The following is a 13,308-nucleotide window of genomic DNA, read 5'->3' as shown; positions in this document are numbered from 1 at the left end:
GCCGCAGCAGCACGCCGGAGAATCCGCACCGATTTTCCCGACATGTCTATAGAAAAGTGGCGGAACTGCACGAACGTCGGTGTCAGTGGAGGCGCCGGGCATGATCGGGTCGTCCGGGCCGGCTCCGGATAGGCTGCGGGCATGCCAGGCACGGTCGGGCGGGTCCCGACGTCACCAACCCCCGCACCGGGGCCGGCCGGGGTCGAACCGGAGGCGACGGCCGTGCCCGCCCACCCGTGGGCCGACACCCCGCTGGGCCCGCAACAGGGTTGGGACGTGACCATCCGCGTCCTGGTCGACGTGATCCTGTCCTGCCCCGTACCGATGGCGCTGCACTACGGCGACGACTTCGTGCTGCTCTACAACCAGGCGTACGCGGAGGTGATCGGCGACCGGCACCCGGACGCGATGGGCCGGCCCGCCCCCGAGGTCTACGCCGACCTGTGGCACACCCCGGGCGTCGGCGAGGTCATCGAGCGCGCCTACCGGTACGGCGAGTCCTTCCTCCAGAAGGAGTCGGTGCTCCCCGTCCACCAGCAGGGCACCGGCGAGCACACCGTCTTCACCAGGGGCCACTCCCCGGTCCGCGACAGCACCGGGCGGATCGTCGGCGTGCTCACCGTCGCCGCCCAGACCAGCCAGCTCACCCAGCAGTTGCAGAGCCTGTCCGACTTCGCCGCGGCGCTGTCGGGCACCCTCACCCTCGACGACGTGGCCCGGGTGACGCTGCGCTACGCGCTGCACTCCTTCGACGCCGACCAGGTCTCCTTCGCCGTCGACGACGGCCCCGCCTGGCGGCTGGTCCGCCGGATCCGGGGAGAACTGCTCGACGAGGCCGACGAGCGGCTGCCCCCGCTGTGGCGGCCCGTCCCGCCGGACACCACCGCGCCGGTGGTGGTCGGCGCGCGCAGCGGGGTGCCCTTCTTCGCCGGCGACGGCCAGCCGCTGCGGGACACCGCCGTCGACCGGCACGACCAGAAGATCCGTTCACTGGCCGCGTTGCCGCTGCGCTCGTCGGTGATACGCGGCGGCCTCGCCGTCGGCTACCAGACCCCGCACGGCTGGACGGCGGCGGAACGGGCGCTGCTGGCCGCCTCGGCCGAGCTGGTCGGCCAGGCGGCGGAGCGCGCCCGCCGGTTCGAGACCCAGCACGGCACCGCCCAGCTGCTGCAACGCAGCATGCTCCCGGAGCAGTTGCCGGCGCTGCCCCGGCTGCGCATCGCCGCCCGCTACGACCCCGGGGTCGACGGCAACGCCGCCGGGGGCGACTTCTACGACGCGTTCCTGCTGCCCTCCGGTGACCTGGGGGTGGTGCTGGGCGACGTCGCCGGACACGACGTGCAGGCGGCGGCCCGGATGGGGCAGGTACGCGCCGCGCTGCGGGCGCTGGCGCTGACCGATCCCCGCCCGGACGCCGTCCTGGCCGGGCTGGACCGGCTGGTGGCGAGCCTGGGCACCGAGACCGGCACCCACGAGCTGTTCGTGACGGTGGCCTTCGGGGTGGTCGACGCCGACCGGGGCGAGATCACCCTGGCCAGTGCCGGGCATCCCCCGCCGCTGATCCGGCGGACCGGGCCGGACGGCGTCGCCACCGCCGTCTTCGTCGAGCTGCCGACCGGTGCACCCCTGGGGTTGGGGTGCCGGCCGCACACCGCGACGGTGCCCTTCGCCCCCGGCGACACCCTGCTGCTCTACAGCGACGGGGTGGTCGAGCGGCGGCGGCAGAGCCTCACCGCCGGCCTGGCCGGGTTGGCGGCGGCGGTGGCCGGGGCGGCCAGCGGTGACCCCCGGGCGCTGTGCGCCGTCGCCACCGGCGCGGTGGCCGGGGCCACCGAGGACGACGTGGCGGTGCTCGCGGTCGAGCACGCGCTCAAGCCGAGCCGGTCGGCCGGGATGGAGATGCCCGCCGAACCGACCGCGCCCAGCCGGGTACGCCACTGGATGACCGCACAGCTGGCCGAGTGGCAGGTGCCCGAGGCGGTGATCGGCGCGGCCGTGCTGTGCACCAGCGAGCTGACCACCAACGCGTTGCTGCACGCCGGCACCGCCGCCCGGGTGGAGATCGACCTCAGCCCGGAACGGCTGCTGGTGTCGGTGGCCGACTCGGGCACCCGGGGCACGGTGACCCGCGCCCAGACCGACACGCTGAGCAGCCGGGGCCGGGGCCTCGGGCTGATCGAAGAGCTCTCCGACGCCTGGGGCACCGACCCGACGGTCCGGGGCTCGACGGTCTGGTTCGAGATCCTCCTGCCCACCGGCTGACCGCCCCACACCGGCCGGTCCGGCCCGGGTCGGTCGGCCGGCGGCCCATCGGCGGCCACTGATCGACCGCCCGTGCCGGGACAAGCCGGACACCCAGGCTTAGCCCGGCCGGTCACGGGGCACAGTCCCACCCCCGCCCACACCGGTGGCCGGGGGTGAGAGGCGGTCGGGGTGGAACTGGTCGATGTCGAGTTCGCGCTGGTGGGCGTGGGTGCCCTGCTGGCCGGGGTGCTCCCCCGCCTGCTGGAGCGTCGTCCGCTGTCGATGCCGATAGCGTTCCTCGGCCTCGGGATGCTGGTCTTCGCCCTGCCGATCGGGCTGCCCGCGCCGGACCCGTTGCGGTACCCGCAGGTCGCCACCCACCTGACCGAGATCGGCGTGATCGTGGCACTGATGGGCGCCGGCCTCAAGATCGACAGACCGTTGAGCTGGCGGAAGTGGTCGTCCACCTGGCGGTTGCTGGCGATCGCGATGCCGCTGTGTATCGCGGCGGTGGCGCTGCTCGGCTGGTGGTGGGCGGGCCTGGTGCCGGCCGCCGCGCTGCTGCTCGGCGCGGCCCTCGCCCCCACCGACCCGGTGCTCGCCTCCGACGTGCAGGTCGGCGAACCCACCGACGCGGAGGACTCCGAGGACGAGGTGCGCTTCGCGCTGACCTCCGAGGCCGGCCTCAACGACGGCCTGGCCTTCCCGTTCGTCTACGCGGCCATCGCGATCGCCACCGCAGGGCTGGCCCCGTCGGGCTGGTTCGCCGAGTGGTTCACCGTCGACGTGCTCTACAAGCTGGCCGTCGGCATCGGCGGGGGCCTGCTGGTCGGCTGGCTGCTCGGCAAGCTGTTCTTCCGCGCCCCGAGCGAGCTGCGGCTGGCCCGGCACGCCGAGGGCTTCCTCGCGCTGGCCGCCACCTTCCTGGCGTACGGGCTGGTGGAGGTGATCGGCGGGTACGGCTTCCTGGCCGTGTTCGTCGCTGCGCGGGCGATCCGGGCCGCCGAACGGACCCACGAGTTCCACGCCGTGCTGCACGACTTCGCCGAGCAGACCGAGCGGCTGCTGACCGTCCTGCTGCTGCTCCTGTTCGGGGGCGCGGTGATCACCGGTCTGCTCGCCCCGCTCACCTGGCAGGCGGCGACGGTCGGGCTGGCCCTGGTGTTCGTCATCCGGCCGCTGTTCGGGTGGCTGTCGCTGCGCGGCGCACCGGGTCGACCGGCCGAGCACTGGGTGATCTCGTCGTTCGGCATCCGGGGCGTCGGCTCGTTCTACTACCTGGCGTACGCCACCACCAAGGCGGACTTCGCCCAGGCGGACCTGATCTGGGCGACGGTCGGCCTGGTGGTGGTCGTGTCGGTGGTGGTGCACGGGATCGCCGCGACCCCGGTGATGCAGTTGCTGGACCGGGCCGGTGAACGCACCTCCGACCCGTCGGAGCGGGGTCGACGCGACGAGCCGGCCCTGGACGCCGCCCGGGGCTGACCGGGCACCGGATGCCGGGTCGGCCGGTCGCACGGTCAGGTGAGCCGGCGGGCGAGTTCCCGGCCCAGGTCCCGGCCGGAGCGCCAGGCGCTCTGCACCCGGGGCCTGCCGAAGGCGTCCCCGGCCAGCCCGACCAGGTCGTCGTCGAGGAAGAACCCGCCCTCGGGGTCCGGCTCGACCGGCCGGGCGTACGTCCACCGGTGCACGTGGGTCAGTTCGGCCGGGTCCGGCAGCCCGAGCAGGTCCCGCACGGCCTCCTCGATCGCCGGGCCGGCCGCGCCGGGCTGGGCCAGGTGCCCGGCGGCGAACTCCGGCGTGGTGTGGGCGACCAGCACCGGGGCGCCGTCGCCCCGCCGGTCGCCGTCGTCACAGACCAGGGCGAGCACCGGGTGGTCGTTGACGAACGCGCCCCGGAAGTCGGCCCACCGCCGGCCGGGGAAGCGCAGCACCGCCGCGAGCACCGGCGACCACCGCTGCCGGCCGGCGGCCCGGGTGACCCCGGCCAGCGCCGGGTCGAGCAGCAGGGCGGCCTGCGGACCCGGGGTGCACAGCGCCACGGCGGCAGCGGGCTCCCCGTCCACCACCGGGCCCGGTGCGACGCCCGACACGAACCGGTCCACGGTCACCGGCAACTCCCGGGCCAGCTCCTCGACCAGGGAACGCAGGCCGCGCGGGGCGGCCCAACGGACCGGTCCGGGCACCTCCCGCCGGCCGTCCGGGCCGTACGCGACGAAGGTGTCGGTCCACTCCCGCACCAGCCCGGCGGCCTGCCAACGCCGGACGACCTCGACGAAGTCCGGGTCGTCGGCGGTCAGGTACGCCGCCCCCAGGTCGGCGGGGCGGCCGTCGAAGCGTCGGCTGGCCATCCGGCCACCGGCCACCCGACCGCGTTCCCGGACCTGCACCGGTACGCCCGCCCGCGCCAACTCCCCGGCGCACGCCACCCCGGCGATGCCGGCACCCACCACGATCACATCCGTGTCCACCTGTTGATCGTAGGCACCGCGACCGGCATGAGCGGGCGACCGGCGGGGTATTGGCACGGCTGTTCGAGGAGAGGTGAACGTGATGACCGACCGCAACGACCAGCAGCCCGACCCACGTGGGGCGATCAAGGACCCGGATGAATGGGTGACCGGGGACGAACCGCCCACCGCCGCCCAGGAGTCGTACCTGCACACCCTCGCCCGGGAGGCCGGCGAGGAGGTGCCGGACGACCTGACCAAGGCGGAGGCGTCCCGGCGGATCGACGAGTTGCAGGAGGAGACCGGCCGGGGCCGGTGACCTCAGCGGGGTGGCAGGCGGTGCAGCACGACCCGGTCGAGCTGTCCCGCCGCCACCTCGGCGGTCAGGTAGGTGGCGTACGGCTGGGCCCGCCGGTCGGTGGGTGAGCCCGGGTTGAGCAGTCGCAGGCCGCCCGGCGCGACGCTGTCCCACGGGATGTGCGAGTGGCCGAAGACGAGCAGGTCGTGGTCGGGAAACCGGGCCGCGCAGCGCTGTTCCCGGCCGCTCTTCGGCCCGGTCTCGTGCACCACCGCCACCCGCAGGCCCGCCAGCTCCACCTCCGCCACCTCGGGCAGCCGGGCCCGCAGGTCGGGGCCGTCGTTGTTGCCGTACACGCCGACCAACCGACGGGCCCGGTCGGCGAGCCGGTCGAGCAGGTCCACCGCGACCCAGTCCCCGGCGTGCAGCACCACGTCGGCGGCGTCCACCGCCGTCCAGACCTCGTCCGGCATATCCCGGGCGCGCCGGGGCAGGTGGGTGTCGGCGATCATGAGCAGCCGCATCAGGCGGGCCTTCCGGGCGGGGGCCGGGCGCGGCCGGCCGGCTCAGGCGCCCTGACCCTGATTCTGCATCAGGCCGCCGTCCATGAAGTACGTCGACCCGGTCACGTAGTCGGCGTCGTCGCTGGCCAGGAAGACCGCCAGTTTGGCGATCTCGGCCGGCTCGGCGGCCCGCTTCCACGGGATGCTCTGCACCTGCTCTTCCAGGTATTTCGGGTCGTCGATGGCCTCCTGGTTGAACGGGGTGAGCACCATCCCGGGTCCGATGTTGTTGACGTTCATCCGCATCGGGGCGACCTCCAGGGCGAGGCTCTTGGCCAGTTCGAGCATGCCGCCCTTGCTGGCGTCGTAGTCCGCCCCGCCGGCCCGGGCGACCTCCTGGTGGATCGAGGTGATGTTGATGATCTTCCCGCCGCCGCCCTGGTCGCGACGGTGCCGGACGAACCGTCGGCAGCAGAAGAACATCCCGTACAGGTTGGTACGGATGCACCGGTCCCAGGTCGCGGTGTCCAGGTCGGCCACGCCGATGCCGGAGGCGTCCACCCCGGCGTCGTTCATCAGCACGTCAAGCGCGCCGAACTGCGCCAGCGCCTCGTCGAACATCGCCTCGACCTGGTGCTCGACGCTGATGTCACCCTGCACCACCACCGCCCGTCGGCCGGCCTTCTCGATCTCGGCCCGGGTGTGGTTAGCGCCGGCGTGGTCGTGCAGGTAGTGCACCACCACGTCGGCGCCCTCCCGGCCGAACTCGATCGCGGTGGCCTGCCCGATGCCCGAGTCCGAGCCGGTGATCAGGGCGGTGCGGCCGGTCAGTCGTCCGCTCATCAGCGTGTCCCCTCCGTCGGTCCGTGCCGGTCGGCACGGCTCACGTCGACGTCGCCACGACGTCGGTGCCGGTCGTCACGAAATGCGGCCGGTCCGTGGCGAGGTCGCGTCGTCGTTCGGCGATGTCGGTGAGCAACCCGGCCGCGTTGATCAGGCCGATGTGCGAGAACGCCTGCGGGAAGTTGCCCACCTGTTCGCCGGTGGCCTGGTCGATCTGCTCGGCGTAGAGGCCGAGGTCGTTGACCCGGCCGGCGAGCTGCTCGAACAGCCGGGTGGCCCGCTCCTGCTCGCCGGCCAGGGCCAGGCAGCTGGCCAGCCAGAACGAGCAGATCACGAAACCGGCCGGGTCACCGTCCCAGCGGCGCAGCAGCCCGTCGCGCGACAGCCGCCGCTCCACCACGTCGATGGTGGAGCGCATCCGCGCCTCGGCGGCGGGCAGGAAGCCGACCAGCGGCATGAGCAGCACCGAGGCGTCCAACCGGTCGGAGTCGAAGGCCCCGGTGTACGCGCCCAGCCGGTCGTTCCACCCCCGCCGCAGCACCGCCGCGCGGACCTCGTCGCGGGCCCGCGTCCACCGCGCGACGTCGGCCGGGTCGCCGAGGCGGGGACCGAAGCGGACCGCCCGGTCCAGCGCCGTCCAGCACTGCACCTTCGACGACAGGTAGTGCCGTTCGGCGTCGCGGGACTCCCACATGCCGGAGTCCGGCAGGTGCCAGGCCCGGACCGCCTGGTCGGCCAGGGCCCGCAGCAGGTGCCGTACGTCGGGCGACATCGGGTCCAGGTAGTGCCGCATCAGCCAGGCGGCGTCGAGGATCTCGCCGAGCACGTCGTTCTGCCGCTGGGTCCAGGCGTCGTTGCCGACCAGCACCGGGCGGCTGTCGGCGTAGCCGTGCAGGTGGTCGAGGGAGTGTTCGGTGAGGTCCCGCTCCCCCTCGACGCCGTACATGATCGGCACCCGGCCGTCGTCGATGCGGCCCATCGCCCGCGCCACCCAGGAGAACTGCCGGTCGGCCTCGTCCGGGCAGGCGGACCGCCACAGCGCCTGGAGGGTCAGGCTGAAGTCGCGGACCCAGACGTAGCGGTAGTCGTAGTTGCGGTCGCCACCCACCTGTTCCGGCAGCGACGTGGTGGCCGCCGCGACGATCGCGCCACTGGGCTGGTAGGTCATGCCCTGCACCACCATCGCGCTGAGTCGTACCTGGTCGCGGTACAGGCCCCGGTAGTCGTGCAGGTCGGCCCAGGAGCGCCAGCCGGCCACCGCGTCGGCCACCACCCGGTCGGCGGCGGGCAGCGCCGGTTCGCCGCCGTCGTAGGTCGGGGCGTACCCGAGGGTGAGCCGCAGGGTGTCCCCGGCCCGGACGGTCGCGCGGCCGACGGCGTCGCCGTGCCGGCAGGCCAACGGCACGTCGGAGCGCAGGCTGAGCCGGCACGCGCCGGCACGCGCGTCGATCACCCCGTCGGCGTGGGTCAGGTACGCGGTGACCCGGCCGTACTCGAACCGGGGCGCGAACTCGACGCGCACCGACACCTCGCCGGAGAGTCCCTCGACGAGCCGGGCGAGCACCCGGGGCGAGCGCAGGCCGATGTCGTGCCCGCGTGCGCCGGGCTCCAGGGCCAGCGCGTCGGTGACCGCCACCGAGCCGGTGCCGGTGTGGAAGACGGTACGCAGCACCAGCGAGTCGTCCAGATAGGAGCGGGACACCCGGACGTCGTCGCCCTCCGGGGCGATCGACCAGTGCCCGGCCCGGTCGTCGAGCAGCCGCCCGAACACCGACGGGCTGTCGAACCGGGCCGGGCACCACCAGTTGACCGAGCCGTGCCGGTCCACCAGCGCGGCGCTGCGCCCGTCGGCGAGGAACCCGTGCTCGCTGATCCGTCCGCTGTCCACGGGGCGGGTTACCCGGGCTCCTCGTACCGCATGCCTCGCCCGGCGGGGTTGTCCCCGCGGCCCGGATTGCCGGGCGACTCGTATTGCCGGGCGACTCGTATTGCCGGGCGACTCGTATTGCCGGGCGGCCCGGCGTTATCCCGGCGGGTCGGCGGGAACGCCTGTCGTTGACGAAGGAGGAGCCATGACCAGAGCAGCGAACCCGACCGCCACCTGGCGACCCGGGATGCCGGGCGGCGACAACCTCCCGTCCGGTCCGGCCGGCCGGCCGGCGACCCCGCCGGGGGACGGGCACGGCCCGCAGGGCGGCCCGCCCACGGTGACGATCGGCGCGTACCCGGACTACCCGTCCGCACAGCGCGTGGTGGACTACCTGGCCGACAACCGGTTCCCGGTGGAGCACACCGCGATCGTCGGGACCAACCTCACCCTGGTGGAGACGGTGCTCGGCCGGCTCACCACGGGACGCGCCGCCCTGCTGGGTGCCGGCACCGGCGCGTGGTTCGGGCTGTTCATCGGCCTGTTGTTCGGCATCTTCACGGTCGGCAACTGGCTCGCGGTGATCCTGGTCGGACTGGTGATCGGCGCGATCTGGGGTGCCGTGTTCGGCGCGGTGGCGCACGCCATGTCCGGTGGCCAGCGCGACTTCACCTCGGCCAGTTCGTTGCGCGCCGGCCAGTACGCGGTGACCGTCGACGCCGCCCTGGCCGACCAGGCGCGGCAACTGCTCGGCCGGATGCACCTGACCCCGACCGGGGCCACCGCCCGCTGACCCGTCCGACCCCGCCGCCGTCCCGACGCGCCCAGCGCCGGGGCGGCGGTTCGCGCCGGGGCGGCGGTTCGCGCCGGGGCGGCGGTTCGCGCCGGGGCGGCGGTTCGCGCCGGGGCGGCGGTTCGCGTCGCCGGCCCCCCACCGGGACGGGCGGCCCGACCACGACACGCCGGGAGCACCCGTCACCCGGGCGGCGAGGAAGGCCCCGGCCGACGGGGGCACTGAGATTTCTGGCTAGCGGGACGCCTTCGCGAAGTCCACGAACCCCCGCCACGCACCCGGCGCGAACGCCAGCGTCCCACCCGCACGGTCCTTCGTGTCCCGCACCAGGACGACGCCGGGCAGGTTGTCGGCGACCTCGACGCACGCGCCGCCGTTGTCCCCGCTCTTCGTGCTCTTGCGCCACCGCGCGCCGGTCATGTCCATGCTGCCACCGCTTTCCTGATGAGGTCGAGAGACTGCGACCGGGGTAGGGCCTCGCCGACTATGCGGGCCCACCTCCGTTCAAGGCTAGCGATCTCTGCTGCGTCGTCAATGATGTGTGCGCTGGCCGGACCGTCCTGGTGCGCCATCCGCGCACCGTCCGGCAGCTCGGCCAGGATGAACGGACCGCCCATGCCCAGGTAGATAGGCGTGTCGAGCGGTACGACGTGCACCTGCACGCACGGCAGTTCGGCGCAGGCCGCGAGGTGTTCGCACTGCTCGCGCATCAGCTTGCCGTCGCGGCCTGCGCGCCGCCGGAGGACCGCTTCATCGATCACCGCGACGACGAGCGGAGGCTCTGGCCGGTGGAGGATCGCCTGCCGCTGCATCCGTGTCGTCACCAGTTCGTCGACCTCTTCGGGGGTGGGTGTCGCCAGCGCCAGCGTCGCCCGCGCGTACGCCTCGGTTTGCAGGAGCCCCGGCACCCACGCGAGTTCGAACCATCGCAGCTCGACCGCTTCGCGCTCGATGTCCGCCCATCGTCGGAACCAGACCGGCTCGTGGCGCTTCACCGCATCCGGCCAGAGGTCCAGGACGTCGCGGCCCAGGACCGCCGCGACCTTGGCGCGATGCCGGGTCTGCGGGATGCTCCCGTGGCGTGCCCACCTGGCTGCGGTCTTCGGGTCGACCCCGACCTGAGCTGCCAGGCTCTCGGCGGTTTCCCCGGTCTGCGCCATGGCCTCTTTGACTGCCAGATTCATCCCGCTCCCTCCTATTTTGCGGCCGAACGTTCTGAACGTCTGCCTGCATATTGCTACGCGGTGTGTTTGCTCCACAACCCTCGGCAAGGTGGATTCCAGAGCAGCGCGGCCGGTTGGAGAAGAGATCCGGCGGCTGCGTCTGCTGCGGGGGCCGTCTCCTGTGGAGGGGCAGGAGGCGGCCCCCGTTCCATCCACCGCTACGAAGGGGGAGCACCGTGCCGGACACGCCGGAGCCCGACAGCCCGCCGCCGCCCGAGCCGCACCACAAGCCTGACGACGCACCACCGGCACGCCCGTCGGTGCCCGGCCCGATCGGGCCGTTCGTCCCACCGTGGCGGGGCCCCGGCCGGCTGGCGAACGCCGTCCCCTGCCACCGCCGGACCCCCTGCCACCGCCGGGCCCCTCGGCTGGAACGGGAGCCAGCCCGGTGACCCCGCACACGATCCGCCCCGGCGACGTGCTCCACCTGACGCGCGCCGCGAGCGTGCAGTTCATCCGTCCGATCACGGTACGGGTCATCCGGGTGCTCGCCGACCGGCACACGTACGACTGCTGGTTGTGGATCGACGCCTACGAGCTGGACGCAGCCGGCGACGCGGTCCGGCGGCGGACCCTGTTCCTGATGCCGGCCGGAGCGACGCGCCTGGAGCCCGGCCCCCGTCGACCGGCTCCGCGCAGGCCGATCCCGGGAAGGGTCGTGGTGGCGTGACCGAGCTGCTTCCCGGCCGGCACACGCCGCTGCCACCCACCTGGCTCTGCCGGATCGACGCCCACCCGTGGCCCTGCGGGGAAGCGAAACTCGCGCTCCTCGCGGCGTACGCCGACGACCGGCCGGGCCTGCTGACCCTGCTGTCGACGCTCAAGGAGGAAGCCGAAGACCAGCTCACGCAGCTCGACGGCGGCAGACCCGTGGACGCCACCGACCGCTTCCTGACCTGGACATGCCGGGCCGGCCGCTGACCGCACCTCTCGCCGAGCGGCGGGGTGGGTGGGGCGGGGACGTGGCAGGGTCAGCGGTCGCGGCGGGGATAGACCAGTTCACCGGCCCGGATCGGTGTGACGAGCCGGTTCTCCGGGGGTGCCAGCGGGCAGGCCCAGGTGTCGTCGTACGCGCAACTGGGGTTGTAGAGATAGTTGGCGTCGAGGCGCACCCGGTGACCGGGGAGCACGGTGAGTCCCCGCCCGAAGGTCCCCTTGACCGTGTCGGTGAGATACCGGCCACCACCGTACGTCTCCCGACCGCTGGTGCCGTCGCGGACCGGCACGAACAGTCCCCCGCCGTACGCCTCGATCCACCACACGGTCAGCGGCCCCCACGGTGTCTCGGCGACCGCCACCCGCCGGTAGCGGACCACCCCGTCGGGGCCGCCGGTGTCGATGGTCTCGGCGCCGGAGGCGGGTCGCAGCGGGGCCTCGACCACCGCCGCCGGGTCCGGTGGGAACCAGCCGAGCCCGGGGAAACCGGCCCGGTCGGCGGCCGGCAGTGGGCTGGCCGGGTGGCTCCGGAACAACTCGTCCCGGGCGGCCCGGAAGCCGGTCAGGTCGGTGTCGGACAGGTAGAGCGCGGCGGTGCGTTCCCGCCAGTCGAGCACGTCGAGGTCGTCCACCCGTCGACCCTAACCAGCCCCCAGCCCGACCCAGCCACTCTCCCACCACCCCAGCCCCTCTCCCCTCCCCCGCCCTGAGCCCCTCTCCCCCGCACCCCCGCGCCCTCCCCGAGCCGCCGTCCCCGGTGATCAAGAGGTTCGCGTCAGTATCGGGCTGAACGATGACGCAAACTTCTTGATCACCGGGGACACCGCCGGGACACCGCGCCGAGCGGCGGTGATCAAGAAGTTTGCGTCAGCATTCCGGCTCAACGGTGACGCAAAGCTCTTGATCACCCGGGACAGGGCAGGGCCGCGGCGAGGGCGGGACGGGTGAGCGGGGGCGACGGGTGAGCGGAGGCGGGATGGGTGAGCGGGAGCGGAGCGGGTCAGTCGTCGGTGGCGAGGCGGGCGTGCAGGTGCTCGTCGTGGCGGTGGCCGTCGCCGTAGCGGTACGACTCGCGCAGCGTCCCCTCCCAGCGGTAGCCGGCGCGGGTGGCGACCCGGCAGGAGGCGGGGTTGTCGACCGCGTGGCACAGCTCGATCCGGTGCAGGTCGAGGTGGGTGAAGGCCCAGCCGGTGAGCGCCCGCAGTGCGCCGACGGCGACGCCGCGTCCACGCGCGGGCCCGGCGGTCCAGTAGCCGACGGCGGCGTTGCCGTGCCGGATCTGGTGCACGGAGACCCCGCCGAGCAGCGTCCCGTCGGTGGCGTCGGTCACCGCGACGGAGACGTGGCTGCCGTCGCTGCGGTCGGCCCGTCGGGTGATCCACGCGGCGGCCTGCGCCAGGTCGGTCACCCCCTGCCCGTTCCACCTGACGATGTCGGGGTCGACCAGGGCGGCCAGCACGGCCGGCGCGTCCGCCGCCCGCCAGGGGCGCAGCACCAGGCCGGGTGCGGTGATCTGCACAGGTTCCACCGGGGCAGTCTGGCAGCTCACCGGCCAGCGTTTCCTTTCAAATCCCGAAGTTCCTCCCGTCAAGCAAGGCTGTCTGACTGCTCACACGGGCAGCAGAGAGCTTGTTGAAATTTGAAAGAGTGCTATTGTTCGGGGCATGACGGAGGGCCTGGACAGCGAGCGGATGGCCTGCTGGCGTGCCTACATCGAGGCCAGCCAGCGGCTGTTCACCCGGCTGGAGGACGATCTGCGCGCCGACGGTGAGCTGAGCTTCGCCGACTACCACGTGCTGGTCCTGCTCTCCGAGGCACCGGGCCAGCGGCTGCGGATGGGCGAGCTGGCCACCCGGCTGGTCTTCTCGCCCAGCCGGCTCACCTACCAGATCTCCACCATGCAGCGGCGGGGTCTGGTCGCCCGGCAGTCCTGCCCCGGGGACCGTCGGGGCAGCGAGGCGGTGCTCACCGCCGCCGGGCTGCTGGCCCTGCGTGAGGCCGCGCCGGGGCACCTCGCCTCGGTCCGGCGGCACCTGATGGACGACCTCGACGACGCCGAGGTCGCCACCCTGACCCGGGTCTTCGACCGGCTCGGCCGGCGGCTGCGCGCCGACCGGGACGCGTCGTCCACCCACCGCGACACCTGAGGAG

At 73.6% G+C, this 13,308-nt stretch carries 15 protein-coding genes; 7 read left to right on the top strand and 8 right to left on the bottom strand.

Features of this window, described 5'->3' with window-relative positions:
* The first annotated feature begins 141 nt into the window (after positions 1-141).
* Together ACN268_RS31985 and ACN268_RS31980 are read left to right on the top strand one after the other, a co-directional pair.
* Positions 142-2,262: an ATP-binding SpoIIE family protein phosphatase gene (locus ACN268_RS31985; protein ID WP_421486713.1), complete on the top strand. Its 2,121-nt coding sequence runs from the start codon at positions 142-144 to the stop codon at positions 2,260-2,262.
* A 171-nt stretch (positions 2,263-2,433) separates the two neighbouring features.
* Positions 2,434-3,729, top strand: a complete 1,296-nt coding sequence (locus ACN268_RS31980) for a cation:proton antiporter (RefSeq protein ID WP_421486712.1) — start codon at positions 2,434-2,436, stop codon at positions 3,727-3,729.
* A gap of 35 nt (positions 3,730-3,764) precedes the next feature.
* Here the strand turns inward: ACN268_RS31980 and ACN268_RS31975 are convergent, their stop codons facing one another.
* On the bottom strand, positions 3,765-4,703 hold the full coding sequence (locus tag ACN268_RS31975; RefSeq protein ID WP_421487057.1) for an NAD(P)/FAD-dependent oxidoreductase: 939 nt from the start codon (positions 4,701-4,703) through the stop codon (positions 3,765-3,767).
* A gap of 94 nt (positions 4,704-4,797) precedes the next feature.
* Here ACN268_RS31975 and ACN268_RS31970 point away from each other — a divergent pair, with 94 nt between their 5' ends.
* The gene (locus tag ACN268_RS31970; protein WP_357934125.1) at positions 4,798-5,013 is read left to right on the top strand and encodes a DUF3072 domain-containing protein; all 216 of its coding nucleotides are present in this window, start codon (positions 4,798-4,800) and stop codon (positions 5,011-5,013) included.
* 2 nt (positions 5,014-5,015) lie between these two features.
* Here ACN268_RS31970 and ACN268_RS31965 read toward each other — a convergent pair whose 3' ends face one another.
* From ACN268_RS31965 to ACN268_RS31955, 3 genes are read right to left on the bottom strand one after another with little or no spacing between them, the layout of a single operon-like run.
* Positions 5,016-5,516 carry a metallophosphoesterase family protein gene (locus ACN268_RS31965; protein WP_421486711.1) on the bottom strand — a complete coding sequence of 167 codons (501 nt, stop codon included), beginning with the start codon at positions 5,514-5,516 and terminating at the stop codon, positions 5,016-5,018.
* A 42-nt stretch (positions 5,517-5,558) separates the two neighbouring features.
* Positions 5,559-6,338, bottom strand: coding sequence for an SDR family oxidoreductase (locus ACN268_RS31960; RefSeq protein WP_421486710.1), 780 nt, complete (start codon positions 6,336-6,338; stop codon positions 5,559-5,561).
* Positions 6,339-6,378: 40 nt separating this feature from the next.
* Complete coding sequence (locus ACN268_RS31955; RefSeq protein WP_421486709.1) at positions 6,379-8,226, bottom strand: glycoside hydrolase family 15 protein; 1,848 nt, start codon at positions 8,224-8,226, stop codon at positions 6,379-6,381.
* Positions 8,227-8,410: 184 nt separating this feature from the next.
* Between ACN268_RS31955 and ACN268_RS31950 the strand changes: the two genes are divergently transcribed.
* On the top strand, positions 8,411-8,998 hold the full coding sequence (locus ACN268_RS31950) for a general stress protein (RefSeq protein ID WP_421486708.1): 588 nt from the start codon (positions 8,411-8,413) through the stop codon (positions 8,996-8,998).
* A gap of 234 nt (positions 8,999-9,232) precedes the next feature.
* Here ACN268_RS31950 and ACN268_RS31945 read toward each other — a convergent pair whose 3' ends face one another.
* Both ACN268_RS31945 and ACN268_RS31940 read right to left on the bottom strand, forming a co-directional pair.
* Complete coding sequence (locus ACN268_RS31945; RefSeq protein ID WP_421487056.1) at positions 9,233-9,418, bottom strand: DUF397 domain-containing protein; 186 nt, start codon at positions 9,416-9,418, stop codon at positions 9,233-9,235.
* Positions 9,415-10,182 carry a DUF5753 domain-containing protein gene (locus ACN268_RS31940; protein ID WP_421486707.1) on the bottom strand — a complete coding sequence of 256 codons (768 nt, stop codon included), beginning with the start codon at positions 10,180-10,182 and terminating at the stop codon, positions 9,415-9,417. The genes ACN268_RS31945 and ACN268_RS31940 overlap by 4 nt, the downstream gene beginning before the upstream one ends.
* A gap of 427 nt (positions 10,183-10,609) precedes the next feature.
* Between ACN268_RS31940 and ACN268_RS31935 the strand changes: the two genes are divergently transcribed.
* Entirely contained in the window at positions 10,610-10,891 is a 282-nt protein-coding gene (locus ACN268_RS31935) for a hypothetical protein (protein WP_421486706.1), read from the top strand.
* The gene (locus ACN268_RS31930; protein ID WP_421486705.1) at positions 10,888-11,142 is read left to right on the top strand and encodes a flavin reductase; all 255 of its coding nucleotides are present in this window, start codon (positions 10,888-10,890) and stop codon (positions 11,140-11,142) included. The genes ACN268_RS31935 and ACN268_RS31930 overlap by 4 nt, the downstream gene beginning before the upstream one ends.
* A 50-nt stretch (positions 11,143-11,192) precedes the next feature.
* On the opposite strand, the gene ACN268_RS31925 is transcribed toward ACN268_RS31930, so the two are convergent.
* Both ACN268_RS31925 and ACN268_RS31920 read right to left on the bottom strand, forming a co-directional pair.
* Entirely contained in the window at positions 11,193-11,789 is a 597-nt protein-coding gene (locus ACN268_RS31925) for a DUF1684 domain-containing protein (protein ID WP_421486704.1), read from the bottom strand.
* A 368-nt stretch (positions 11,790-12,157) separates the two neighbouring features.
* A complete protein-coding gene (locus tag ACN268_RS31920; protein WP_088644082.1) occupies positions 12,158-12,685 on the bottom strand; it encodes a GNAT family N-acetyltransferase in 528 nt (175 codons plus the stop codon).
* A 136-nt stretch (positions 12,686-12,821) separates the two neighbouring features.
* Between ACN268_RS31920 and ACN268_RS31915 the strand changes: the two genes are divergently transcribed.
* Positions 12,822-13,304 carry a MarR family winged helix-turn-helix transcriptional regulator gene (locus tag ACN268_RS31915; RefSeq protein ID WP_421486703.1) on the top strand — a complete coding sequence of 161 codons (483 nt, stop codon included), beginning with the start codon at positions 12,822-12,824 and terminating at the stop codon, positions 13,302-13,304.
* Positions 13,305-13,308: the final 4 nt, after the last annotated feature.

The sequence above is a fragment of the Micromonospora sp. WMMD735 genome (genome assembly GCF_049178995.1).
Lineage (GTDB): Bacteria > Actinomycetota > Actinomycetes > Mycobacteriales > Micromonosporaceae > Micromonospora > Micromonospora wenchangensis.
This window is presented reverse-complemented; position numbering and strand designations above follow the sequence as displayed.